Origin of the sequence: Dyella sp. LX-66 (assembly GCF_018599165.1) — a bacterium.
GTDB classification, from domain to species: domain Bacteria; phylum Pseudomonadota; class Gammaproteobacteria; order Xanthomonadales; family Rhodanobacteraceae; genus Dyella_D; species Dyella_D marensis.
In genome coordinates, this window is the sequence record NZ_JAHFVJ010000006.1 from 37,630 (window position 1) to 61,937 (window position 24,308).

16 protein-coding genes are annotated in these 24,308 nt (G+C 67.2%); 4 read left to right on the plus strand and 12 right to left on the minus strand.

The features are described from left to right. Window positions 1–78 precede the first annotated feature (78 nt). Both KK141_RS13075 and KK141_RS13080 read left to right on the plus strand, forming a co-directional pair. Window positions 79–426 carry a helix-turn-helix transcriptional regulator gene (locus tag KK141_RS13075; RefSeq protein WP_214570089.1) on the plus strand — a complete coding sequence of 116 codons (348 nt, stop codon included), beginning with the start codon at window positions 79–81 and terminating at the stop codon, window positions 424–426. Then, complete coding sequence (locus KK141_RS13080) at window positions 423–1,679, plus strand: HipA domain-containing protein (RefSeq protein ID WP_214570088.1); 1,257 nt, start codon at window positions 423–425, stop codon at window positions 1,677–1,679. The genes KK141_RS13075 and KK141_RS13080 overlap by 4 nt, the downstream gene beginning before the upstream one ends. A gap of 45 nt (window positions 1,680–1,724) precedes the next feature. Here KK141_RS13080 and KK141_RS13085 read toward each other — a convergent pair whose 3' ends face one another. The 5 genes from KK141_RS13085 to KK141_RS13105 form a co-directional block, all read right to left on the minus strand. After that, on the minus strand, window positions 1,725–3,245 hold the full coding sequence (locus tag KK141_RS13085) for a CehA/McbA family metallohydrolase (protein ID WP_214570087.1): 1,521 nt from the start codon (window positions 3,243–3,245) through the stop codon (window positions 1,725–1,727). Beyond that, window positions 3,242–4,402 carry a phosphatidylinositol-specific phospholipase C1-like protein gene (locus KK141_RS13090; protein ID WP_214570086.1) on the minus strand — a complete coding sequence of 387 codons (1,161 nt, stop codon included), beginning with the start codon at window positions 4,400–4,402 and terminating at the stop codon, window positions 3,242–3,244. The genes KK141_RS13085 and KK141_RS13090 overlap by 4 nt, the downstream gene beginning before the upstream one ends. A 37-nt stretch (window positions 4,403–4,439) precedes the next feature. Next, the gene (locus tag KK141_RS13095; RefSeq protein ID WP_250901744.1) at window positions 4,440–6,953 is read right to left on the minus strand and encodes a TonB-dependent receptor; all 2,514 of its coding nucleotides are present in this window, start codon (window positions 6,951–6,953) and stop codon (window positions 4,440–4,442) included. A gap of 305 nt (window positions 6,954–7,258) precedes the next feature. Then, window positions 7,259–8,806: an MFS transporter gene (locus KK141_RS13100; protein WP_214570085.1), complete on the minus strand. Its 1,548-nt coding sequence runs from the start codon at window positions 8,804–8,806 to the stop codon at window positions 7,259–7,261. Beyond that, window positions 8,799–9,539, minus strand: a complete 741-nt coding sequence (locus tag KK141_RS13105) for a 3-oxoacyl-ACP reductase family protein (RefSeq protein WP_214570084.1) — start codon at window positions 9,537–9,539, stop codon at window positions 8,799–8,801. Before KK141_RS13105 ends, KK141_RS13100 begins: the two co-directional genes overlap by 8 nt. Window positions 9,540–9,643: 104 nt before the next feature. On the opposite strand from KK141_RS13105, the gene KK141_RS13110 reads away from it, so the two are divergent. Then, window positions 9,644–10,258, plus strand: a complete 615-nt coding sequence (locus KK141_RS13110; protein WP_214570083.1) for a TetR/AcrR family transcriptional regulator — start codon at window positions 9,644–9,646, stop codon at window positions 10,256–10,258. 436 nt (window positions 10,259–10,694) lie between these two features. Here KK141_RS13110 and ubiA read toward each other — a convergent pair whose 3' ends face one another. After that, the gene (ubiA, locus tag KK141_RS13115; protein ID WP_345777559.1) at window positions 10,695–11,588 is read right to left on the minus strand and encodes a 4-hydroxybenzoate octaprenyltransferase; all 894 of its coding nucleotides are present in this window, start codon (window positions 11,586–11,588) and stop codon (window positions 10,695–10,697) included. 236 nt (window positions 11,589–11,824) lie between these two features. Here ubiA and KK141_RS13120 point away from each other — a divergent pair, with 236 nt between their 5' ends. Then, a complete protein-coding gene (locus KK141_RS13120) occupies window positions 11,825–12,175 on the plus strand; it encodes a hypothetical protein (RefSeq protein ID WP_214570081.1) in 351 nt (116 codons plus the stop codon). A 120-nt stretch (window positions 12,176–12,295) separates the two neighbouring features. On the opposite strand, the gene KK141_RS13125 is transcribed toward KK141_RS13120, so the two are convergent. The 6 genes from KK141_RS13125 to KK141_RS13150 form a co-directional block, all read right to left on the minus strand. After that, complete coding sequence (locus KK141_RS13125) at window positions 12,296–14,827, minus strand: TonB-dependent receptor (protein ID WP_214570080.1); 2,532 nt, start codon at window positions 14,825–14,827, stop codon at window positions 12,296–12,298. A gap of 494 nt (window positions 14,828–15,321) precedes the next feature. Next, window positions 15,322–17,346 (minus strand): S8 family serine peptidase, encoded by a 2,025-nt coding sequence (locus KK141_RS13130; RefSeq protein ID WP_214570079.1) that lies wholly within the window; start codon window positions 17,344–17,346, stop codon window positions 15,322–15,324. A 125-nt stretch (window positions 17,347–17,471) separates the two neighbouring features. Continuing rightward, on the minus strand, window positions 17,472–20,330 hold the full coding sequence (locus KK141_RS13135) for a TonB-dependent receptor (RefSeq protein WP_214570078.1): 2,859 nt from the start codon (window positions 20,328–20,330) through the stop codon (window positions 17,472–17,474). 49 nt (window positions 20,331–20,379) lie between these two features. Beyond that, window positions 20,380–21,402: a FecR domain-containing protein gene (locus KK141_RS13140; protein ID WP_214570077.1), complete on the minus strand. Its 1,023-nt coding sequence runs from the start codon at window positions 21,400–21,402 to the stop codon at window positions 20,380–20,382. Further along, window positions 21,399–21,959, minus strand: coding sequence for a sigma-70 family RNA polymerase sigma factor (locus tag KK141_RS13145; protein ID WP_214570076.1), 561 nt, complete (start codon window positions 21,957–21,959; stop codon window positions 21,399–21,401). The genes KK141_RS13140 and KK141_RS13145 overlap by 4 nt, the downstream gene beginning before the upstream one ends. A 371-nt stretch (window positions 21,960–22,330) precedes the next feature. Next, on the minus strand, window positions 22,331–24,271 hold the full coding sequence (locus KK141_RS13150; protein WP_214570075.1) for a S8 family serine peptidase: 1,941 nt from the start codon (window positions 24,269–24,271) through the stop codon (window positions 22,331–22,333). Window positions 24,272–24,308: the final 37 nt, after the last annotated feature.

Below are 24,308 nucleotides of genomic sequence, written 5' to 3' on the forward strand. Positions count from 1 at the left end.
CGGAGAAATCTGAACAAATCGGCGTTCAAATACAAAATTAAATTGTATTAAAGGCCATTTCAATGTAATTTAATTGGTATGGCTAAGCGCACCCCACCCAGCCACCCCGCCGCCCAGCGCGCGATCAAGGCGCTCGGTGAGCGCCTGCGCGCCGCGCGCCTGCGCCGGAAAATGACCCAGGCGGTGATGGCCGAGCGCGTGGGCGTCAGTGTTCCCACGCTGGCCAAGCTTGAGGACGGCGATCCGTCGACCAGCCTCGCCACCATGTTTCGCGTGCTCTCCGTACTGAACCTTGCGGCCGATCTGGACAAGCTGGCAGCCGACGACAAGCTAGGGCGTGAACTCCAGGATGCGCTGCTTGCGCCACCGCGCCCCAGCGGTCGCCGCACGGTCAAGACCGTGCCGCCGGAGCAGAGCAAGCGATGAACGATCTGGACGTCCGGCTCGACGATGCAAGCCTCGGCGGCAGTGCGCTGGTCGGTCACCTGGAGCGAAGCATCAATCGCGGTCGCCAGGTCATCGGCTTTGAATATGCGGACGGCTGGATCGCTGGCACCGGCGATATCGCGCCGTTCGATCTCGATCACCAACTGATCGTGGGGCCTGGACGTCTCTACGCACGGGCGGGCGCGAATCGACTCTCTCCGGCATTCCAGGACGCGTCACCCGACCGCTGGGGCTGCATGCTGATCGAGCGGCGCGAGCGGATACGATCGCGCCAGCGCGGCGAGGCGCCGCGCCCGCTGAGCGACTGGGATTACCTTGCAGGTGTCAGCGATGAAACCCGCATGGGCGCCTTGCGGCTCTTCAGCCCGGACACCCAGCAGTTCGTGGACGCGGACAGGCTGCAAGCTCCACCCATCACGGATCTGCGCGAGCTCGAAGCGATCACGGCGGAAGTTGAACGCAACGATGACGATGACACGCCGGAGCGCATCGAATGGCTGATGCATCTGGCTGCTCCCGGCTCGGCTCTCGGCGGAGCGCGTCCCAAGGCCGCCGTGCGCGACGTCGATGGTTCGCTATGGCTGGCAAAGTTTCCCTCCAACGATGATCGCCACGACATCGGCCTGTGGGAATTCATTGCCTATCGCCTCGCGCGTGCGGCCGGCATCGATATGCCCGAAGCGCGCGTCATGCAGTTCTCGGATCGTGGCCATACCTATCTTGTCCGCCGCTTCGACCGGCATGGCGATTCGCGCCGAGCTTATGCCTCCGCGTTGACGCTGACGGATCTGGAGCAGAGCGATGGCGCTTCGTATCTCGACATCGTGCAGGCCATCGAGAACAGCGGCGTCGCAAACCACATCGGCTCCGATCTCGAGCAACTTTACCGGCGCGTGCTGTTCACGATCCTGATCGGAAACCGGGACGATCACCTGCGCAATCACGGCTTCCTGCGCGAAGGGAATGGCTGGCGCTTGTCGCCGGCCTTCGATATCAATCCCAATCCCGAAAAAGATGCGCATGTTCTGGCGATCGACGATGTCGATCCGACTCCGGACAGCGCTTTATGGAAGGGTACGGCGGACTTCTATCGTGTTTCCAGAAAGCGGCTTGAGGTGATCGAGCGAGAAGTGCGCCAATCGGTGGCGGCATGGCGCGATGTCGCCGCCGACACGGGTGCCTCGCGTCGCGAAATTACGCGCATGTCGACGGTTATTGACGCAACTCGCTAAAGCTCGTTTGTCCGCCCGCAACCTGCAGGGCTCATCCCGTCGAAATCAGCGTGTGGGGTTCAGGTAGATCGGGTTGCCCACCAGCAACGCCTTGCCCGCCGCATCCCGCACCTCCACCCGCAGCCAATGCGCCTTGCCATCGCTGCTCCAGCTGAAGTGGCGATGCAGGTCGTCCGTGTCGACCTGCGCCGCGATGGCGGGAGCGAACGGCTTGCCATCGAGTAGCACCGTCAGGCTGGCGCCCTTCGCGTGAGCGACGTGCACATCGAACGAGGCGGTGCCGTTCGCGGGTACGCGCAGGGCGTCGCCCATGATGGCCTTGGCGCCATCGGCTTCGCCGCTCAGTTCCAGCACGCGGTCGCGGCTGCCTTCGGTGTCGATGAACACGTGCCCGGCGCGGATGCCATCCAGGATCGCCGGCATCGACAGTTCCTGCGCATACACCACGGTGGCCGGCACGCCGGTCGGATTGGTGCCGATGCGCGCCTCGTTCTGGAACGCTTCGTGGTTGTCGCTGCCGCCGATGGCGGTGAGGCGGTAGCCCTTGGCCAGTTGCGATTCCCAGAACGGCAGGCCGGAAATCGGTGTGCCGACGTCGCTGCCGTTCACCGCTTCCACCGCCTGCACCAGGCTCATATCCACCAGCGGTTTCGCCGTCCACCCGCAGCCCATGCATACCTCGCCGCTGGGGCGGATCGCATGGTTGATGGAGATCACGCCATGCAGCGGTGCGATGGCCTTCAGCAGTGCGTTCCAGTCCGGCACCTCCTTGCTGCCGACGCGGAAATCCACCAGCGCCGTGGTGCCGAACAGGTTGGCGTGGCCGGTGAAGGTGGTGACTTCGCGGCCAGGGATCAGCAGCAGTTTGTCGAAGTAGGGCTGCAGTTCGCGCATCGCATTGGCGTGCGACACGGTGTTGTGGTCGGTGATGGCGATGAAGTCGAGTCCGCGCTGCGCGGCGGCCTGCACGGTGAAGAACAGCGGGCAGGGCACGCGTTCGCCGCTCTGGTTCTTGCAGCCGCCGTCGCTGTGCGCCGTGTGCATATGCAGGTCGCCGCGATACCAGCCGGCGTCCTTGCGCAGCGGTGGATGGAGCACGGCAGGTTCCCATGCCGGGTCGTTGGCATGGCCGAACCAGATGTTGGCGGTGTAGTTGCTGTGGCTTTCCTTGCGGATATTCGGAATGCCAAGCAGCAGTTGCCAGCGGCCGGGGCGGATCGCGCCGGGGAGATAGGACGGCGTGGCGTCGGTAGCCGACACGGTGAACAGCTTCTTGGTACCGCCGCTCCAGCCGCGGAAGCCGTCCTGGCTGCGGAAGCCGTCGGGGCCGAGCAGGCCCAGGTCCACCGCCGTCTTCTCCTCGCGGCCGCTGTAGTCGAACTGCACGGTGATGCGGGTGGTGCCCGCCGGCACGTCGAAGGGCAGCGTGCGGTAGGTCTGGTGGTCTTTGCCGCTCAGTTCGCCGTGCAGCACGAGGTCAGGCCTCTCGGTATCGGCCGCCCGCGTGGCGGCGAACGGCAGCAGGGCGGCGGCGAGGGCCAGGGAACGCAACAGGCGGGTGCTCATGGCTTGGCGGAACCTTGCGGAGAATGGCAATCGGGTTGGCGGACGGGGTTGCAGCGCGCAACGGCATCGCCCGGCAGGCGCACACGATAGTCGCCGAAGCGTGCATCGGGGTGCATGTAATCGGTGGAGACGTAGTGCGCGCCGCTGGCGAAGGCGGCCTCGCGCCGGGTGCTGTCGTTGCGGCGCGCCTCGGCGGTATCGGCATCGGCGCGCGTGCGCACCAGATAACCCGCGGCGACGTCGCGCCGGATGCGCTCGCCGTCGCGCACGGGGTCGTTGATGGTGAGGTAGGTGGCGGCGGGTGAGGACTCATCGGTGTTGACGAACATCACCCGGCCTTCCAGCGAAGGACGGCTGCCGCGATAGGCGGCGACTTTCTCCGCGTCCTCATCGAGCACGAAGAACACCTTGCCGCGCGCTGCGCCCAGCGCCGGCCATGCGCCGGCCAGCACCGCCTGGCGCAGATTGCGATAGCGGCCTTGCACGAGGTCCGGCGTGATCAGCTCCGTCGGCGCGAACACCGAGCGCACTTCAGCATCCAGCGCATCGAAGGCGCGTTCGTCGAACGGCATCGGCGCGGCCGCACCCGGTCTGCCCTTGCCGTCCTTGGCATTGATCAGAATCATGATCGGCACATGCCGCCGGTGCGCGCGCGACCAGTTGCGGATCTGCGCCAGGCAGATCACGAAGGTCTGGCAGTTGCTGCGGAAATCGATATCGGCCAGGTGCATCACCTTGAAGCCGGGATGCAGCATCTGCGCCGCGGCCTCCGCCGGCCAGGGCGGCGTGGCGTAGCCCTTGCGCAAGGCGCCGGGCGGGTGCGCGTAGTGGCCGCCCTTAGGGTCGTAGTACACGTCCAGCTCGATGGTGCGGGCGCCTTCGTCGAGCTGCGCGGCAAGCGCGGGATGGCCGTAGTCGATGCCGTCCGCGCCGCGCGGATCGTGCGCGCGATGCGCGGCAAGCTCCGCCGGCGGCATCGCCTGCTTGTAGCTGTTGTGCGTGCCGACCGCCTGCACGTCGTTCAGATGCAGCTGGCGATCCAGCACGTTCAGATCGCAACCGTGGCCGGCGCGCTCAAGATCGCACGCGCCGGCGACACTCGCCCACGACAGCAGCGCCGCCACAGCAAACCGATGGAACAGGATTCGTTGTCTCATGCCTGAAAGGGCCGGACTTGCGTCCGGCCCTCTGTCCTCAGAAGCGATACATGACCGCCGCACGATACGCACGGCCCAGGATCGGACGCGCGATAAACGTGTTGGCACCGGCATCCGCGCTCGCCAGCTCGCCCGCGCGCGGGTTGCCTTCGGTCAGGCCGAGCGAGTTGGTGATGTTGTCCGCGTAGAAGAACAGCGAGCACATCGGCGAGATGTCATAGCGCGCGCTGGCGCTCCACACGTCGTACGAAGGCAGCTTCACCGAATTGGCGGTATCCACGTAGCGCTGGCCTTCGTACTCGTAGGCCAGCTGCAGGCGCAGCTTGCCGCCCAGCAGGTTCAGGCCCGGCACCACGCGGTAGCTCTGCTTGGGTACGCGGATCAGCTGGTTGCCTTCGTAATCGCGCAGCACCGGCGCACCGGACACCAGCTCGGTATAGCGCAGGCCCTTGTACTGCGGGTCCTGCAGGGTGGCGGTGACCTGCACGTCGAACCAGTCCACCGGATACCAGGTGCCTTCCAGCTCCAGGCCCTTGGTCTTGGTGTCCGCATAGCCCTGCTGGGTGGTGGAGGTATTGCCGTTGGGATTGAACACGTAGTTGCTGAAGCCGACGTTGTTGTACTTGGTGTAGAACGCGGTGGTGTACAGGTCGAGCTGGCGGTCGGTGTACTTGTAGCCGACTTCGCCCAGCTTCATGGTCTGGGTTACCGGCACGGCGGTGGGGTTGGTGATGTAGGTACTCAGGTTGGGCAGGCGGAAGGTCGGCGTCCAGCGCGCGAACACACCCGAGCGCGGCGAGAACTGCCAGTTGGCGCCCAGGGTCCAGCCCAGCTTGTTGAAGGTGTGGTCCCACGGTATGTACTGGCCGGTGCCGGTGATGATCTGTGAGATGGCCGGCGTGCCCAGGTTCACCGTCTGCTTGGTCTCGGTCTTGCCGCGGGTGTTGACCTGTTCCCAGCGCACGCCGCCGTCGATGCGCAGCTCGTCGTTCACCTGCCACTCGTCGGACAGATAGAACGCATTGGTGGTCGAGGTGCCGGTAGCGTTCTCCCACTCGTAGCCGTAGCGCGAGATGCCGTGGTCGGTGAGCGTGGAAACCGGCTGGCCGGCGGCGTTCACCGCCACCAGGTCGAGCAGGCGCGCGTTGTTGGTGGCGTCGAGCAGGGCCACCGAGGAGTAGCGGCTGAAGTCCTGGTCGAAGCGCGCGTAGTAGTAGCCGAAGGTGACGTCGTGGGTCTGGCCGCCGAGGTCGAACTTGCGCAGCAGGCGTGTGTCGTTGATGAATTCCTTCACCGGCATGGTCACGCCGCGCAGGCCGCCCAGCACCACCAGGCCGTTGCCGTTCTGGTTGGCGTTGTCGAACACCTGGCCGGGGTTGTCCGCGTAGCGCAGCTGCAGGCCGGCGGCGCCGGCCGGCTTCTGGCTGGCCACCGAGGCGAGGTACTTGGTGGCGCTCATCAGCGAGTTGGGGAACACGCCGTTGCGCTGGGTATGGGTATCGTCGTAGCGCAGCGACTCGGCCAGCTTCCAGCCGCCGCCCAGTTCGTAATCGAACTTCAGGGTCAGCTGGTCGCGCTTCACGTGCGTGCCTTCGCTGTTGTCGAAGTTGTACAGGCCGCCGTTGCCCATCTTCATCAGCACGTGCTCGGTCTCGGGGCCGGCCAGCGTGCCGTAGTTGCCGTCGAAGCCCGGCACCGCGCGGATATCGCCGTCGGCGGTGGTGCGCATCGGAATGCCCAGGTACAGCGCCACTTTGTCGTCCAGGTGCTTGACGTCGGCGCTGAAGCTGCCGCCTTCGAAGTCGCGCGCCAGGTTCAGGCGGATCTGGCCGCCGTCGTTGGCGTTGAACTTGGGGTCGCGGATGCCGCTGTCGGTGCGGTAGAAGCCGCCCGCGCTCAGCTTCCAGCCATTGCCCACCGGCGTGCCGACCCAGAAGTCGCCGCGGGTCAGGCCGTAGTCGCCGACGGTGAACTTCACCAGGCCCTCGGCCTTGTCGCCGACCTTGCGCGGAATGAAGTTGATCGCGCCGGCCGGCGCGTTCGAATAGAACACCGAGGACGGTCCGCCGCGCACCACTTCGATGCGCTCGATGGTTTCGTCCAGGCGGAAGGCCTGGTCGGCATTGAGATAGCCCAGCGCCGGGTCGTGCTGCACCGGTACGCCGTCCTCCAGCAGGTTGACCGAGCCGAAGCCGTCCACCGGGATGCCGCGCGCGCGGATATTGCCGCTGGCCTCGCCGCCGGAGGCTTCCACCCAGAAGCCCGGCACGGACTTCATCGCCTCGGTCACCGACGTCGGCGCCTGCATGCGCAGGCGGTCTTCGTCGATGGTGGTGATGGAATAGCTGGTCTCGGCCTTGGTGCGCGTCTCCACGCCCGAGCGGGCGGTGACCACGATGCCGTCGAGGTTCTTGGCGCGGTCGGCGGCGGGCTTGCTGTTGTCGCCGGTGGAAGAGTTGCTGTCCTGCGCGCTGGCCTGCGGCGCGAAGGAGCAGAGCAGGCCGCCCAGCAGGGCCAGGCCGATGGCGTGGCTGATCGATGTGGTGCGCAACGTCGTGACTCCGGGGAAGAGGGAATGACGGAGCCTTGCGTACGGACAACCGCAGCACGATCGACACCGCTTGCTGATCCAATGGGATCGCACCAATGGAGCCGCACTAGGTATCGTGTGAAGGCTTCCCTGGCCCGGACACAGGCTCTGACGCGGCGCAAGTTAAAGCGGCGCTGTGACAGCGAAGCTCAGGGGGGATGACGGCTAGCCGACAGCTTGGGTTTAGACGTCCAAAACTGTCATGAAAATGTTGTGTAACCAGTCATGGAGGGGCGGATGACCGCCCCTCTGCCTATGTATCCGGATCAATGGGCGTTGCAGGGTTCTGGCGAGGCGGCGGTTGCCGATGCGTGAGCGCGGCGCCGGCGCAGCAGGACGAACGATGCCGCGGCCAAGGCCAAGGTCAACGCCGCCAGGCCAACCAGCAAGCCGCCGAACGCACCGCTGTAGCCGTGCAGCAAAGCATCGCGGCCGATCGCCGGGGCCACGCTGGCCGCGTGCACCATGCTGCCCGTCGCGAGGCTCGCCGCCGCCGCAACCGCCTGCTCGTGCGGCGCCGTTGCCAGTTGCGTTTCGATCAGGCCAGTCAGTGCCGTGCCCACCGCCGCCATCGCAATCGCTTCGCCCGCCACGCGCGTGGTGGTGAAGAAGCCGGTGGCCATGCCGGCGCGCTCTTTCGGCACCACGCTCACCGCCAGATCGTCCATCAAGCCCCAGGGCAGGCCGGAACCGGTGCCGATCAGCAGCAGCGGCCACAGCAGTGCATCCCAATCCGCGCCCGGCACGGCGGCCGCACGCAACCAGAACAAGCCGGCGGCGGCGAGGCCCAGGCCCAGCGCGGAGAGCAGCCCCGCGGAAAGCCAGCGCGTCAGCAGCGCACCGACAAACGGCACCACCAGCATCGGCACGGACAGCGGGATCATCAGCAGGCCGGCCGCCACTTCGCTGCGCCCTTCCACGCCGACAAAACGCAGCGGCAGGAAGATCAGCAGCACCACGTAGCACAGCGCCGTGGCCAGCGGCAGCGCCTGCGCGCCGAGGAAACGCGGGTTGCGGAACAGCGACAGGTCAAGCATGGGCCGCGGCACGCGGCGTTCCACATAGACGAACAGTGCGAGCATCGCCGCTGCCGCGCCCACCAGCAGCAGCGGCAGGTGGCCGTTCGCATGGCGCGGCGCTTCGATGATGCCGAAGGTGAGCAGCACCAGCGCCGCGGTAAAGCTCAGGCTGCCCGGCAGATCCAGCCCCTGTGCACCGGGGTCGCGCGTTTCGCGCATGCGCGGCACGCCGACCAACAGCACCAGCACGCCGATGGCCGCGGTGGACAGGAACACGGCGCGCCAACCCAGGGAGTCGATCAGCCACGCCGACAACAGCGGCCCGAATGCCAGGCCCAGCCCGAACGTGGTACCGAGCAGGCTGTACGCCCGCGTGCGCGCATGGCCTTCGAACTCCTGCGCCAGCGACGCGGCGCCGGCCGACATGGTGAGCGCCGCCGCGATGCCCTGCGCGGCGCGGCCCAGGTCCAGCCACCACAGGTTGCGCGACAGCGCCAGCAGCACCGACAAGCTGGTGAACAAGCCGATGCCGAGGGTGAAGATGCGCTTGCGCCCGTACTGGTCGGCCAGGGTGCCGGCGGCCATCACGCTGCTGCCGAAGGCGAGGATGAAGGCATTCACCGCCCACGACAGCAGGCGCGGGTCGCTGCCCAGCGCCTGCCCGATCGCCGGCAGCGCGATGGCCGGGCCGGTAAAGCTCAGCGGCATGCCCAGGCCGGCCAGGCACACCGCCGCCAGGACCAGCAGGCGGTCGCGCAGGCTGTGCGGCTTGGCGGTAGCGGCGCCATCAGGCATTGGCGCCACCGTCCACCGTGAATGCCGCACCGGTGGCGAAGCGGCCTTCCTCGCTGGCGAGCCAGGCCACCATGCCGGCGATATTCGAAGCGTCGCCGTAGCGGGGGATCGCCATGCGCATGCGCTGATGCTCGGCGTGCTCGCCGTCGGCCGGGTTCATATCGGTGTTGGTCGAGCCTGGCTGCACCAGGTTCACCGTGATGCCGCGCGCGCCGAGATCGCGCGCCAACCCCTTGGTAAAGGCCGACAGTGCGGACTTGCTCATCGAGTACAGCGTCATGCCGGGCGACGGCACGCTGTCGGCCAGGCAGCTGCCGATGCTGATGATGCGTCCGCCTTCGCCCAGATGCCGCGCCGCTGCCTGAGAAGCGACGAACACCGCGCGCACGTTCACCGCCATGGTGCGCTCGTAGTCCTCCAGCGTGGTTTCCTCGAACACGCCGCCGAGGAAGATGCCGGCGTTGTTGACCAGGATGTCCAGGCGCCCGAAGTCCGCGGCGGCCTGATCCACCGTGGCGCGCAGCGCCGCCGGATCGGCCGCGTCCGCCTGATAGGCGCGCGCCTTGCCGCCGGCCGCCTCGATCTCCCGCACCAGCGCCTGCGCCTTGTCCGGCGAGCTCACATAGGTAAACGCCACCGCCGCGCCATCCCGCGCCAGCCGCTGCACGGTCGCCGCGCCGATCCCGCGCGAACCGCCCGTCACCAGGGCCACCTTGCCGTTGAGAGTGCTCATGCTCGTGCTGCCTTTTATGTAGTGGTCGATACATAAATAGGAACAGCCCTTGACGGGAGCTGTCAAGAACTTTATGTATTGACCGCTACAGAAAGGTGCTTCCGATGACAACTGCGACGAAAGAGCGGGGCCGCCCGCGCAAATTCGACCGCGACCAGGTCCTGCGCCTGGCCATGGAGGTCTTCCTCGACCGCGGCTACGACGGCGCCTCGGTAGGCGACCTCACCACCGCCATGGGCATCAACGCCCCCAGCCTCTACGCCGCCTTCGGCTGCAAGGAAGCCTTGTTCCGCGAAGCCCTGGACCTGTACGTAACCTCCGCCGGCCCCCGCACCCGCGACGAACTCCACAAGCGCGACGTCACCGCCCGCGAAGCCATCCAAGCCATGCTCCGCGAAGCCGCCCGCCGCTTCGGCGAAGGCCGCGGCTGCCTGGTCGTGCTGGGTGCGACGCATCGCACCACCGAGAACGAGGCGGTATTCCACGACCTCGCCGAACGCCGCAACGAAACCCAGTCACTGATCCGCCGCCGCTTGAAGCAGGGCGTGGCTGACGGCGACGTATCGTCCTCAGTGGACATCAGCACCGTGGCCGCTTTTTACGCCACCGTCCTCAACGGCCTTTCCCTGCAGGCGCGCGACGGCGCGTCACGCAAGCAGCTGATGGGGGTGGTGGATTGTGCGATGAAGGCCTGGGTGGGATTGGTTGGGGCGGCTTGAATGCGCCCGCGTCCCCGCTCCGCCCGGCCCCTCACCCTGCCCTCTCCCCGGAGGGGAGAGGGGTGAAGTCGTGAGGCGTGCAGGAACGAAGAGCAGAAGCTGGCCGCGGTTCTTGAACGTCCTCTTCGCAACGGCACGTTGAAGCGCGCGTCACGTAAACGCACAGTCGTTTCGTGTCGACTCTGGTTAATCCGTTGCCGCGGCCGTCCACTGCTCGTTCTAGTCGCGTCGCGAGCCTTGGCTCTAAGGCCATTTCTTTTGGGTTACTTTTTCTTTGGGCCAGCAAAGAAAAAGTGACTCGGGCGCCGGCAGGCGCACGAAATGCCCGCTGCATAAGCGGCCCATTCGCGGCACCGCGAAAACCAAGCGAGACAGTCACTGGATCCCAGCTTCCGCTGGGATGACGAGCAAGGCGAGGCCTACGTCAGGATGGCGATCACTTGACCGCCAGCGCCAGCACAATCCCCACCCACAACACCATTCCCAACCAATTATTGTTGCGGAACGCCCACAAACACGCCGCCCGATCACGCGTGCGAATCTGCCACAACTGCCAACCAAACAACCCGGCAGCGCCAATCAACCCCAACCAATACGGCCACCCCAACACCGCCCGCTGCCCAACAAACACCATCGCCAACAAAAACGTCCCAATCAGAATCCCCAGGATCGGCAAATCCGCATCCCCAAACAGAATCGCCGTCGACTTGGCCCCAGCCCTCAAATCGTCATCCCGATCCACCATCGCATACTGCGTGTCATAGATCACCGACCACAGAATATTGGCGATAAACAACAGCCACCCCAGCGGCGGCACCCCGCCACTCACCGCCGCAAACGCCATCGGAATCGACCACCCGAACGCCGCCCCCAACACCACCTGCGGCATATACGTGTAGCGCTTCGTAAACGGATACAGCGCCGCCAGCGCTGCGCCGGCAAACGACAACTTGATCGTCAGCGCGTTGGTAAACAACACCAGCAAAAACGAAAACACCAACAGCGCAGCGAACACCATCAGCGCCTCGCGCGGCGTCACCCGCCCCGCCGCAATCGGCCGCCCCGCCGTCCGCTCCACCTGCGGATCGAGCTTCCGATCCGCATAGTCATTGATGGCGCAGCCCGCCGCCCGCATCGCGAACACCCCCAGGGTAAAGATCACCAAGGCCTTCACCGGCGGAAAATCGCCGGCTGCCAGCCACAGCGCCCACCAGGTCGGCCACAGCAGCAACAGCGCCCCGATCGGGCGGTCCATGCGGGTCAGCACCAGGTAATCGCGCGCCTTCTCGCGGTAATGCGGCGGCAGGCGCTGCAGCAGCACGTCCAGCACGCGGGTGGCGCGGCTGGAGCTGTCGGCCGGGCGGGCCGGCGGGGCGGCGGCGGGGCGCGGGCGCGCCGAGCCGGAGGAGGTAACGCGCCGCTGGCGCTTGCGGGAGGTCGGAGCCATGCGGCGAAGTTTAGCCTGGGCGGTCGCCGAGGTTGGCGTGACGAGCGCCCTGAAACGCCGTTGTCATCGACATCGTCACGCCCGCGCGCATACTCTCACGCGTCGCCCGAGGAGCCGCCATGCCCAAGGCCATCAGCCACATCGCATTGATCGTGCACGACCCGGACCAGACCGCCCGCCTGTTCTCCGCGGTCTTCCCCGATGCCCGCGTCCTGGTCTCCGAGCCCGACGACAGCCATCACCAGGAAGCCCACGTGGAACTGGCTGGCGTGCGCTTCGTGCTGGTCAAAGGCATGGGCCCGGCGACCCGCCATGGCGACCATATCGCCCTGGCGGTCGACCCCACCGAGCTGCGCGCCTGCGCGGAACGCCTGAACGTGCTGAAGATCGAGTACCAGCTGGCGCGCGGCGATGGCGCGCTGTACTTCAGCGACTACGACAACCACGTGTTCGAGCTGGATGCCACCTGAGGCGTAGGTTGGGGCAAGCCGCAGGCGAACCCCAACAGCGCCACCTTCAAGCGCTTCGCAACGTTGGGGTTCGCCTGCGGCTCACCCCAACCTACGCCAAGGCGCTGGGTTGACGTCGCCTTAGAACTTGAAATCCAGCCGCGCGTAGTAATACCCGCCGTTCACGCCGAACGGCAGCGTCTCCCAGCCATACACGAAGCCCAGCTGCGGGAACGGTGCGCCCGTCTTCGGATTCCATTTGTCCGGATAGGTGTCGAACACGTTGTCCGCGCCCACCGTGAGCTTCAGGTTGCGCGAGAAGCGGTAGCCCACCGCCATGTCGGCCAGCCACTTGCCGCTCCAGGTCTGGATCACGCCGGGCGTGAAGCCCTGGCCGCTGACCTGGCCGAAGTAGTTGCCGCGCAGGGTGAAGTCCCAGGGGCCGGTGCGGTAGATGCCCTGCAGGATGTGGTGCACGCGCGGCTGGCCCTGCTCGATCAGGGTCACCTGGGTGTCGTCGAACAGCTTGTCCGGCGGCAGGATGGCGGACTGCGACTTGCGCTTGGTGACCTCGGTCTTGTTGTAGTTGAGCAGGGCGGTCAGGTCGAGCGTGGAGCTGTCGTCGAAGCGGAAGCCTTTCTCCGCCACCACGTCGATGCCCTTGGTGCGCGTGTCGATCGCATTGGTGAAGAACAGCACCTGGCCCACGCCGAACGGCTGCAGGATGGCGCGGATCGGGCAGTTGGCATTGTTCGCCGCGCAGGCATTGCCGTCGGTGCCCACGCTCTCCGGCACGATATTGCTGGAGAAGATGATGCGGTTCTTGATGTCGATGCGGAACACGTCGACGGTCAGCGTGATGTCGTTGCCGGGCTTGTAGACGATGCCCGCGGTGCCGCTGTGCGAGGTCTCCTGCTTCAGCGGCTGGATGCCGAAGGCGCGCGTCACGGCGCTGTTCTGCCGTGCGGTGAGCGTGTCGGTCAGCGTGCCGCTGGGGTCGAGGTTGGTGGAGCGCTGGCTGTAGAACAGCTGCTGCACGCCCGGCGCGCGGAAGCCGGTGGCCAGGGTGCCGCGCACGGCGAAGCTGTCGTTGGCGTCGAAGCGCAGCGAGAGCTTGCCGGTGGTGGTGCCGCCGAAGTCCGAGTAATGCTCGTGGCGCACGGCGGCGCCGAGCAGCACGCGCTGGGTCACCTGCGATTCGGCGTCGACATAGAACGCGATGTTGTGGCGCGCCTGGTTCACCGCTTCCGACGGAGAGAAGCCGGGGAAGCCCTGCATGCCCGGCTGCGCGATATCGCCGGTCTGGCCGTAGATGGGAATCGCGCGGTTGTCGGTGCGTCCGTAGGTGTACGACACCGGGTCGCCCGGCAGGATCTGGTAGCTGTCGCGCCGCCACTCGAAGCCGAAGGCGAGATTGAGCGCATCGTGGCCGATGCCCCAGTCGATCGGGCCGCGCACGTCGGCATTGAAGGTGGTCTCGTTGAGCCGCAGCGTGCCGGTGTCGGCCGAGGTGGGCGAGGCGCCGTAGATGCCGGCGGCGGGATTGGCCGGATCGCGCGGCTCGTACCACCAGCTCACGTTCGCCGAATTGCGTTCGTCGAAGCCGAACTGGCTGCGGCCGTGGATCAGCGAGATGTCGTAGTCCCACTTGTCGGCCAGCGGCCCGCGATAGCCCACCGCGAGCGATGCGTCTTTCACGTTGGTGGCGATGTTCGGCAGGAAGCCGTTCGGATACAGCGACGGGATGGTGCGGTTGTCGCCGGCCGGGCGGAAGAAGCCGTACGAGTCGCCCTTGCGCTGCGAGATGCCGCCGAACCAGTACAGCTCGCCGCCGGCGATCGGCAGGCCGCCGTTGAGCCAGAAGTAGGCGTCCTTGGTGTCGGCATCGCCGAGTTTCTGCGTCACGCGCGGCGGACTCACGCGCAGCGAATCCGGGCCGGCGCGATTGGTGGGATCGCGATGGCGGTATTCGGCGGTGAGGTTGAGATAGCCGTCCTGGCCCAGGCGAAATCCGGTATTGATGCCGCCCTGGCGCGTAAAGCCGTCGCCTTTGTAGGTCTGGCCCGCGGTCACCGAGCCATCGGTCTGGCCCACCTGTTTCTTCAGCACGATATTGATCACGCCGGAGATCGCATCGGAGCCGTACTGCGCCGCCGCGCCGTCGCGCAGCACTTCGATGCGTTCGATCGCGGAGATCGGAATGGCATTGATGTCGGTGCCGGCCGAACCGCGGCCGATGGTCTGCTGCACGTTCACCAGCGCCTGCTGATGCCGCCGCTTGCCGTTGACCAGCACCAGCACCTGGTCGGGGCCGAGGCCGCGCAAGGTGGCCGGACGGATGGTGTCGGTGCCGTCGCTGACGAAGGTGCGCGAGAAGTTGAAGCTCGGCTCCAGCATCTGCAGCGCCTGGCCCACTTCGACCACGCCGGCGTTTTCCAGCTGCTCGCGGCCGATCACGTCGACCGGTGCCGGTGTTTCCGCCGCGGTGCGGTCCTTGGCGCGCGAGCCGACGACCTGCACGCCTTCGAGTGTTTTGGCTTTCTGCTGATCGGCCGGCGCGCTGTCCTGCGCGTTGGCGGCCAGCGCCATCGATAATCCAAGCATGGCCAGGCTGCATGGGCGCGCACTGACCCAGACGCGTCCTTGCGGACGCGACACATAACGACGTGACATGAACTTCTCCCGATGAAGTCGCGCGAGACGACAACCTGGCAGCACGCATGAAGATGCGACTGCCGCCTCCCGGGTTCGAACGTGCGCTGCGAGAAAATTCGTGTCAAGCGTAAATATTCCTAAAGCGCGAACGGCATCATCAAATGCGTAGACGATGCGGCGTATGCGATATCGCGTTTCACATGGTCGTGACGTATTGCGTTGGTGCTTACGTAATTTGTGCGCGCGTTGTGCAAGCTTCGCGTCAGTTGTTGGGCGTTGACAGAGATGCGCGCGATGAACCCCCTCTCCCCTGCGGGGAGAGGGTTGGGGTGAGGGGGACCTACAGAGCGTAGAAGCGGAAGCATCGAAGCGTGCGACGCTTCGTTAATCCTCTACCGCGAGCACCCGCCCCTCATCCGGCTGCCGCCACCTTCCTCGCTCCTCAAAGCCGCGCACATCCATGTGCGCTCCCCGCGTGCTCCCCGACGGGGAGAAGGGGTTTTCTGGCCGACTTACGGCTTCTTCTTCATCGCCACCGCTTTCTGCAGATTCGTACGCAACCGCGCCAACGCCTGATCCGCCTGGATAAACCCATACCCCGAGCGGTAATCGAAGCCTGCCGCGCCCATATCGATCGCCGAACCCTGCAGCGCGCCGTACAACTGCGACTTCGTGGCATTCGGTTCCGCCTGCCACAGCAGCGCGGCGACCGCCGCGGCATGCGGAGCTGCCGCCGAGGTTCCATAGAACTGGAAGCCGAGGAAGTCCGGATACGTGCGGCAATCGGCCACCAGCGAGTTGGCGGCGCCGGCGTCCATGCTCTGCATGCCGAAGAAGTTGGTGGTCACGCCATCCGGCGCGACGATGTCCGGCTTGCGCGGCACGGCTGCCTGTGCGAGCGCCGCACCGTTGTTGTCGAACAGCAGCGGCGTACCGCCGACGGACGAGTACGACTCCAGCGTCGCGGTGCGCAGGGCCGCGTTGCAGAACGGCGTCTTGAAGTAATCGGCCGCGCCCACCGCCTGCGCATTCGGCGACAGCGGATGGCCGTAGATGGTGCCGGTGTCGGTGCCGTAGCGGGTGATGGTGGAGCCGCCGCCGATCACGATCAGATGCACGCGCCCGGGCGCCGCGCCGCCGGCCAGGCCCACGCGCAGACTGCCGTTGATCGCCGCACCGCTGTTGGTGACGCTGAGGATGGTCTGCGCCGGCTGCCCGATCACGCTCGCTCCGGTACACAGGTTGGCGGCCAGCGGCTTGCCGTTCGCGTCGCCCACGCACAGGTTGAGCGAGCTGCTGGCATTGGGCGGCGTCATCGGCTGGTCCCAGTACAGCGCGACGCGGGTGGTGTTCGGATGCTGCGGCGAACCGGCGGCGATGGTGAAGGGCAGGTTGTTCACCGTGCTGGCGCCGCTGGCGTCGAAGTTGAGCAGGCGCTCGCCGATATTGAGCGGGTCGCTCTTGGCGCCCACGGCGCGCTTGACCGCGGCGGCGGCGAAGGCGGCGGCGTTGTTGTCGTAGGCCGCGCGGCCGCCGTTGGCTTCGTTCCCGGCTGCCGTGAAGTAGGCTGTGCCGTACGTGGCGGCCACGTCGTCGATGGCGGCGCCGACGATGCCCTCCTGGTACAGCGGCTCGGCGAAGAAGCTCAGGTCGTCGACGACTATCTGCGCGCCCGCGCCGTGGCGGCCGTTGGCGTCGACCTGGTCGGCGGGCAGGGCCAGCGTCTGCACGCCCTGCGCGAAGTCGGCCATGGTGTCGGGCGAATAGAAGGCGATGCTGGCGCCGGGCGCCACGTCATGGATGATCTGGGCCATGGCGCGGCCTTCGTCGGTGCCGGAGTGCTCGCAGTCGCTGGACTCCTTGACCACCGTGGTATCCACCGGCAGGTCGTCGCTGTCGACGTCGCCGTCCTTTCCCGCCAGGCAGTCGAAGCTGTCCGAGATCACGCCGATGGTGAGACCCGTGCCGTCCACGTGCGGCGGGTTCGGTTCCTGCGGGGTCGCCGGACGCACCAGCGCCGCGGCGCGCAGGGCCTTGCTGCGCTGTGCCGAGTCGCCTTGCGAATTGACTTGGCCCGAGCGCGTGCGCTTCTCCGGCACGCTGATGGTGATGACGCCGGACAGCGCCGCGGCCTGGTCGATCTGCGACACCGGCAGGCGGCCGCCGATATCGTTGCGATACACCGCGTCCGTACGGAAACCCAGCTGCTCCAGCTGCGCGCGCAGGGCAGCGACATCGCCCTTGGCGACGATGTCCACCGTCACGTAGCTCTCCGGTGCGAGCGAGCGCACCGAACGGGTCCGCTGCGTGCTGCTGCTTGCCGGCAGCGCCGAACTGCTGAGCGTGGCCGGCGCGGGGGCCTGCTGCTTCAGGCGCAGCAGCGCGTTGTCGAGCTTGGCATTGGTGCCGCTGGCGCGTGCCTGCGCGGAAAGACCGCTGGGTGCGTTGTTGCCCTTGAGCTGATCCTGCGCGAACGCGCTGCCGCTGAGCGCCACGGACAGCGCCACGGCCAGGGCAAGAGGGGCGGACTTTTGCATGTCGGGTTTCCTTGTCGAAAGGCGGGACGGAATGTCCGCGCCTTATGGGAAACGCCATGCGCTTGCCTTACCCCTACCTTTAATTTCATTTGGACGTCCAAATCGCGACGGACGTCCATATGTTCTTAAGGCCGGTAGCTTATGCCGATCAGGTAATAACGGCCCACCACATCGTCGAACATCGGGTTGTAGGCGATGCCGGGCGAGCCGTAGTACACCGGCTGGTGATCGAGCGCGTTGTGCACGTTGAAGCTGAAGGACCAATGCGCAATGCCGCTGTACGCGGCATGCAGGTCGAGCACGGTGAAGGCCGGCGTCTTGCATTTGTCGTTCTGCTGCAAATCGTCCGGGCAGATCAGCGGACTGCCGGCATAAGGCTCGTAGCGATAGTGTCCGGTGAAGCGGAGGTTGGCGCCGAGGCTCCAGTCGCGATACGTCCAGTCCAGGCTGGCCAAAGCGCTGACGCGCGGCTGCGAGGCGTAGCCGGCGTAACGCATGCTGGGATCGCCCTCGATCATCTGGCGGTCCAGCCGGTCCAGGTAATCGACGCCCAGGTGGATGTCGTAGCGACCATAGCGCGCGGTCTGGAGGCGGTAGCGCAGATCCAGGTCGATGGTGCGCGCGTCGGTATGCCCCAGGTTCACCAGCTGCTGGTTGAGCGCGTACAGCACGCCGCGGCGGCTGCGCTGGAACAGCTGCGGATAGCTGTCCGGATGCAGCAGCGCATAGCTCAGCGGCAGCTGGATGATCTCGTGGTCGCGGCGGATGCGATAGAAATCCAGCGCCGCGCCGAACGCGCTGCTCGGCGCCCACACGATGCCCAGCGTATAGCTGCGCGACGTCTCTGGCCGCAGGTTCGGATTGCTGACCGAGTTGGCCTGCACCTGGCAGAACGAGGTGTCGTCGGTGGCCGGCGTGGCGTTGACGCAGGGCAGCGCGCTGTTCGCCACCTGGGTGATGAAGCGGGTGGCGGCGAGTACCGGCGGGCGGCTCAGCTGCAGCAGGGTCGGCGCGCGATAGCCCTTGGCCCAGGTGCCGCGCAGGCTCAGGTCGTCGCGCAGGTCCCATTTCAGGCCAAGTTTGGGCGAGATGGCGGCGCCGTAGGGCTGGGTGCGGTCCAGCCGCCAGGCCAGGTTGGCCTGCAGGTGCGCGGTGAGCGGCGCGTTGAACTCGGTATAGGCGGCCAGGCTGTGGCGGTTCTCGTGGCGCTGGTAGGGGCTGTCGAACTGCTGCACCAGGTTGCGCAGCAGCAGCGGATCGGGACGGTCGTCCAGGCGGTCGCGCCAGGTCTCCGCGCCGATCGCCATCGACAAGGGGCCGTGCGGCAACTGCGCCAGCGGGCCGGTCAGCTGCACGCTCAGGCTGGTCTTGGCGGCGGTGGCGTGGCGCATCAGCACGGGCGAGATCGCCTGCACCACCGCGGCGTCGTTGGGTGCGTCCAGCCGGAACGAACCCGATTGCAGCGAACTGGCGAAGCTGTCCACGCGCAGCAGCCCGCGCAACTGGTCGTCGCTGCGGTTGCGCTGGTCGTTGGCGTGCACGTCCCAGTCCCATTCGTCCCAATGGCCCTTCAGGCCCAGCGTGACGAAGCGGTTGGTCGATACGGAGAGGTCGCGTACCGGCCCGAGGTCGCTGAAGCTGTGGTCGTAGATCGGCTCGTCGTCGCCGCTGCGGTTGTCCGGATGGCTGGCCGGCAGCATGAAGCTGTCGCGCAGCGGCGCCATCTGCTGGCGCTGGTCGATCTTGGTCCAGCGCAGGTCGGCATAGGCCTGCAGCGCGCCGAAGCGGCGATCCAGATGCGCGAACAGCGAGCGGCTGAGCAGACCGGTCTGCAGGCTGGTGAGCTGCGCGTCGTCGTCGATGCACACGCCGCTGGCATTGCGCTGCCGCGCCGAGCAGCCGCCGGCCAGGTAGCGCAGGTTGGCGCCGTCCAGCACGAAGGCGCTGGCATCGCCGCTGCTGTCGTCCGAGCCGGACTGGCGCTGCCGGCTCCAGTCGCGCGCGCCGCCGAGCAGCGGCTGGCGGTTGAGGTAGTCCACGCTCACCAGCGCATGCAGTTCGTGGCCGATCATGCCGCCCGCGCTGGCGGTGACGCGGCGCTGCTGCGCGTCGCCGTGGCCGGAGATGCCGTAGCTGCTGCTGAGGCTTACACCGGGAGCGTCCTTGCGCATGATCACGTTGATCACGCCGGCCATGGCGTCGGAGCCGTAGATGGCCGAGGCGCCGTCGCGCAGGATCTCTACCCGTTCGACCAGGGCCAGCGGAATGCTGTTGAGATCGTTGACGGTGCTGAAGTTGTTCTGGCTCAGGCCATAGCCGGCCATGCGCTGGCCGTCGACCAGGAACAGCGTGGCCGAGGAACCCAGCCCGCGCAGATCCACCGAGGCCGCGCCGGTGGCCGTGGCCAGGCCGTTGTTCTGATACAGCTCGCCCTCGGTCATCGCCACCGGCGCATTGCTCACGCGGATGCCCGGCTGCGCGCGCAGCAGGTCGAACAGGGTCTGGTAGCCGCTGCGCTCGATCTGCTCGTGATCGATCACGGTCAGCGGCGAGGCGGTTTCGACGTCGGTGCGGCGGATATGCGTGCCGGTCACTTCCACCGGCGCCAGGCGCGGCGCTGGCGAAGGGCGTTCGATCGGCGGCAGGTCCTGCGCGGGGACCCTCACCGCGGCGACCGCGGTGGCCTTCAGCACATAGGTGTGTTCGTCCACCGCCACCGCGCGCAGGCCGCTGCCACGCAGCAGCTGCTGCAGCGCCTGGTCGGCCGAGTAATGCCCGCTGAGGCCGGCGCTGTGCCGGCCGATGGCGATCTCCGGCGCGTACAGCAGCTGTGTGCCGCTTTGCCGGGCGAAGGCGCGCAGGCCGTCGTCGAGGGTGCCGGCGTCGATGCGGTAATCGCGGTCTTCCAGCGCATGCGCAGCCCGCACCGGCCACAGCAGCACCAGGGCCGCGGCCAGAAGCGGAAACAGACGACCTGCGCGCATGCCTGCTAGCAGCGCCGGGGTTGCGGCAACGCGGGACGGCGCGGGCTACTCAGCGGCGCGCGCCTCCGGCGTTCGAGGGCTGTCCGGGATAGAGCGTCAGCTCATGGTTGCCGGTGGTCACCGCGCGCAGGCCCCAGCCGGCATCCAGCGCCTTGACCAGGGCTTGCTGGTCGCCGGCGTGGAAGCTGCCGCTGATGCGCAGGTCGGCCAGGCGCTGGTCGCCCAGCAGCAGCTTGGTGTCGGAATAGCGGTTCATCTCGGCCAGCAGCGAATCCAGTCGGCGCTCGCGGAACACCAGCTCGCCCTGGCCCCAGGCCTGCGCGGCCTGGGTGTCCAGCGTGCCGACCACGGCGCTGCTGCCGTCGGCGGCGATGCGCAGCTGCTGCGCAGGCGACAGCGCCTGGGTCTGCTGGCCATGGGTCACTTCCACCGAGCCGGCGAGCAGGCCCACCACCACGGCGTCGCGTTCCTTGCTCACCTGGAACACGGTGCCGGTATCGCGGATCACGTTGCCGCCGGCATGCACTTCGAACGGCGCCGCCGTGTGCGCGACGGCGAACTCGGCGCGCCCGCGCTCCAGCGTCACCAGGCGGCGCTGCGCGTCGAAGTGCGTGGTCACGGTGGAATCGGCATCCAGGATCATCTGCGTGCCGTCGTCCAGGGTGAGCTTGCGCGGCAGCTCGGTGGCGCTGGCGTAGCGGCGCGAGAAGCCGGCGTTGCCGCCCGGCGTGCCGCGCAGCAGATACGACACGCCGAAGGCCAGCAGCACCGAGGCCGCCACCGCCATAGGCAACAGCCGCGCCAGCAGGCGCCGCTGGTCGCGCCGCGCCGCGGTGCGGCGGCGCGCGGCCAGGCTCGCCGCGCGCAGCAGCGGGTCGCCGGCGAGCAGGGCCGCGTTGGCGTGCAGGCGCTCGACCTGCGCATAGGCCTGCGCATGGTCCGGGTGCTGCGCGCGCCAGTGTTCGAACGCGGCGCGTTCGGCGGGGCCGCAGTCCGGCGCATGCAGGCGGGCCAGCCAGGCTTCGGCGCTGGTGGGACAGGCGCGCGGTGAACTTGCGTCGTTGGCGTTCATTCGCCCAGCCCCCTGTCGCCCAGCTTCTTGCGCAACAGCGCAAGCGCTTTGCTGATGTTTTTTTCCACGGCCTTGACCGAGATGCCGCAGTGCTTAGCTATTTCGGGGTAACTCATGCCTTCGATGCGATTGAGCAGATAGATCTCGCGGCAGCGCGAGGGGAGTCCGAGCAGGGCCTGCTGCAGGCGCGCGAGCTCCTGCTGGTTGGCGATGCGCTGTTCGTGGTCCTGGTCGTTGGAGACCAGGCCGTGCGCGTGCTCGTCCAGGCTGATGTGGTCGTGCTGGTAATGCGTCTGCGCGCGGCGGGCGCGGTCGTTCAGCGCATTGATGGCGATGCGGTACAGCAGCGAACTCCAGGATTCCGGGGCATGTTCGCGATAGCGGATCAGGCGGACCAGGCTTTCCTGGGCGATGTCCTGCGCGTCCTCTTCGGACGACACGCGGCGGCGCAGGAAGGCCAGCAGGGACTGGCGCTGCTCGCGCACGAAGCTGTCGAAACGCAGTGCATTTCCCACCTGGCGACCCGGCTGTTCGCCGTCGGCCGAACTTCCACCCATACCCTGATTCCGTACGCGGAAACCCCCAAGGGCCAGAGTATCGCAATTGTTCAAGGCTACCTCGCTCGGAAAACGCGCCAGCGTGGGTAAAACCCCTCCCCCGTGCCCAAGCACGAGGGAGGGGGGTAGCCCCTGTTGCCAGGGTTTGGCCTCGTTTCAGGGGAGGACGAGGCCCACAATCCGCCATCCGTGCGTCTTGCGCTCCCCTCCGGGGGCACCAGAGGGAAATCGGCGCCGCGCCGCCCGCGCCCGGAGGCGACAGACGGCTACGGCAAAACCCGCCGGGACTTTTCCCGGTCATCTGTAGGGATAAACGCAAGGAGGGGGTCACCCCCCTACCTCCCGCGCGAACACCGGGAGGTGGGGCCGGATCAGGGCGTCTGTTGCCCGGCGCTGGCGTCTTTCAGCGCCTGGCGCAGATGGACCAGGGCCTGGTCGGCCTGGATGAAGCCGTGCCCGGAGCGGTGGTCGAAACCCCCGCTCGCCATGTCGATCGACGAGGCCTGCATGGCTTCGTAGAGGTTGGCCGCCGTGGCCGTGGGTTCGGCCTGCCACAGCAGGGCGGCGATGGCGGCGTGCGGGGCTGCGGCGGAGGTGCCATAGAAGTGGTAGGACGCATAGTCCGGATCGGCGCGGCAGTCGGCGATGTTTGCCATGGGGGCTCCGGTATTCGCGCTGAACTGGCCGAAAAAGGTGGTGGTCACGCCATCGGGGGCGACGAAATCCGGTTTGCGCGGGACGTCGGCCTGCGCCAGCGCGGCGCCGTCATTATCGAACAGCAGCGGCGTGCCGCCGACGGAGGAAAACGATTCCAGCGCGGCGGTGCGCAGTGAGCTGTTGCAGTAAGGCGTGCTGAAATAGTCGGCGGCGCCCAGCGTCATGGCATTGGCCGACAAGGTATGCCCATAGAGCGTGCCGGTATCGGTACCGTGGCTGTCGATGGTGGCGCCGCCGGCGAGCACGATCAGGTGCACCCGCGCCGGTGCGGGTCCCTCGGCCAGGCCAAGGCGCAACGTGCCCTGATAGGCCTTCCCCGAATTGGAGATATAGAGGCGCAACTGCGCCGGCTGGCCGATGACCGAGCGGCCCGTGCACATGCCGGCCCTGATCTGCTTGCCGCGATGGTCGCCATGGCAGAGGTTGAGCGAGCTGCTGGCATTGGGTGAGGTCATGGGCTGATCCCAATACACGCCGATGACGGCAGTCGAGCGTGCGCTGACGGTGATAGGCAGATTCTCCAGGGTGCTGCCGCCGCTTGCGTCGAAGTTGAGCAGGCGCTCGCCGACGTTGAGCGGCGCACGGGGGCCGCCATCGCCGGGCTGGACGGCTACGCTGGCGAAGCTGGCGTCGTTGTTGTCGTAGGCTGCCCGGCCCCGGTTGGCGTCGTTGCCGCCGGCGGTGAAATACGCGACGCCATGCGTGCGGACCACCTCGTCGATGGCGGCACCGGCGAGGCCGGTCTGGTAGAGCGGCTCGTTCAAGAAGCCCAGATCGTCGACGATGATCCGCGCGCCCGCGCCACGGCGGCCGTTGGCGTCGACCTGGCCGATCGGCAGGGCCAGCGTCTTGATGCCCTGGGCGAAGTCGGCGAGCGTGTCCGGCGAGTAGAAGGCGATGCTCGCACCCGGTGCCACGTCGTGGATGATCTGCGCCATGGCGCGGCCCTCGTCCGAGCCGGCACCCAGGCAATCGCTCGACTCCTTGAGCACGGAGACATGAGCGGGCAGGTCGCCGTTCGCGATGTCTTCGGACTTGCCGGCCTGGCAGTCGAAACTGTCGGAAATCACGCCGATGGTCAGGCCGCTGCCGTCTAGCGCGACGAACGTGGAAGCTTGTGTGGTCGTCGGGTGGATCCGGCTGGTTTCGCGCAGCGCCTTGCTGCGCTGCGCGGCGTCCCCTTGCGAACTCACCAGGCCCGAGCGGGTGCGCTTTTCCGGCACGCTGATGGTGAGCACGCCGGAGAGCGCCGCCGCCCGGTCGATCTGCGAAACGGGCAGGCGTCCGCCGATGTCGTTGCGGTAGACGGCACCGGTTTCGAAGCCCAGGGCTTCCAGCTGCGTACGGACGGCGGCCACATCGCCTTTTGCCACGACATCGACCGTGACATAGGGTGCCGCGCTGCCTGACCGTACGGTGGCAGAGCGGTTGGCGGAGGTCAGGGCCGCGGCTTGCCGCTTGATGCGCAGCAGAGCGTTGTCGAGCTTGGCGTTGGTGCCGGTGGAGCGTTCCAGCACGGACAGTCCGGGCGGCGCGTTGTCCCCGCGTAGTTGCAGCGGCGACGACTGCCCACGAGCAGTGCCGCCAAGCGCCATCGAGAGCAGCAGCGCAAGCGCAAGAGCATCGGTTCTT

Coding starts and splice junctions, on each gene's coding strand:
- KK141_RS13075 (WP_214570089.1), top strand. CDS start 79: ATGGCTAAGCGCACCCCACCCAGCCACCCCGCCGCCCAGCGCGCGATC.
- KK141_RS13080 (WP_214570088.1), top strand. CDS start 423: ATGAACGATCTGGACGTCCGGCTCGACGATGCAAGCCTCGGCGGCAGT.
- KK141_RS13085 (WP_214570087.1), bottom strand. CDS start 3,245: ATGAGCACCCGCCTGTTGCGTTCCCTGGCCCTCGCCGCCGCCCTGCTG.
- KK141_RS13090 (WP_214570086.1), bottom strand. CDS start 4,402: ATGAGACAACGAATCCTGTTCCATCGGTTTGCTGTGGCGGCGCTGCTG.
- KK141_RS13100 (WP_214570085.1), bottom strand. CDS start 8,806: ATGCCTGATGGCGCCGCTACCGCCAAGCCGCACAGCCTGCGCGACCGC.
- KK141_RS13105 (WP_214570084.1), bottom strand. CDS start 9,539: ATGAGCACTCTCAACGGCAAGGTGGCCCTGGTGACGGGCGGTTCGCGC.
- KK141_RS13110 (WP_214570083.1), top strand. CDS start 9,644: ATGACAACTGCGACGAAAGAGCGGGGCCGCCCGCGCAAATTCGACCGC.
- KK141_RS13120 (WP_214570081.1), top strand. CDS start 11,825: ATGCCCAAGGCCATCAGCCACATCGCATTGATCGTGCACGACCCGGAC.
- KK141_RS13125 (WP_214570080.1), bottom strand. CDS start 14,827: ATGTCACGTCGTTATGTGTCGCGTCCGCAAGGACGCGTCTGGGTCAGT.
- KK141_RS13130 (WP_214570079.1), bottom strand. CDS start 17,346: ATGCAAAAGTCCGCCCCTCTTGCCCTGGCCGTGGCGCTGTCCGTGGCG.
- KK141_RS13135 (WP_214570078.1), bottom strand. CDS start 20,330: ATGCGCGCAGGTCGTCTGTTTCCGCTTCTGGCCGCGGCCCTGGTGCTG.
- KK141_RS13140 (WP_214570077.1), bottom strand. CDS start 21,402: ATGAACGCCAACGACGCAAGTTCACCGCGCGCCTGTCCCACCAGCGCC.
- KK141_RS13145 (WP_214570076.1), bottom strand. CDS start 21,959: ATGGGTGGAAGTTCGGCCGACGGCGAACAGCCGGGTCGCCAGGTGGGA.
- KK141_RS13150 (WP_214570075.1), bottom strand. CDS start 24,271: ATGGCGCTTGGCGGCACTGCTCGTGGGCAGTCGTCGCCGCTGCAACTA.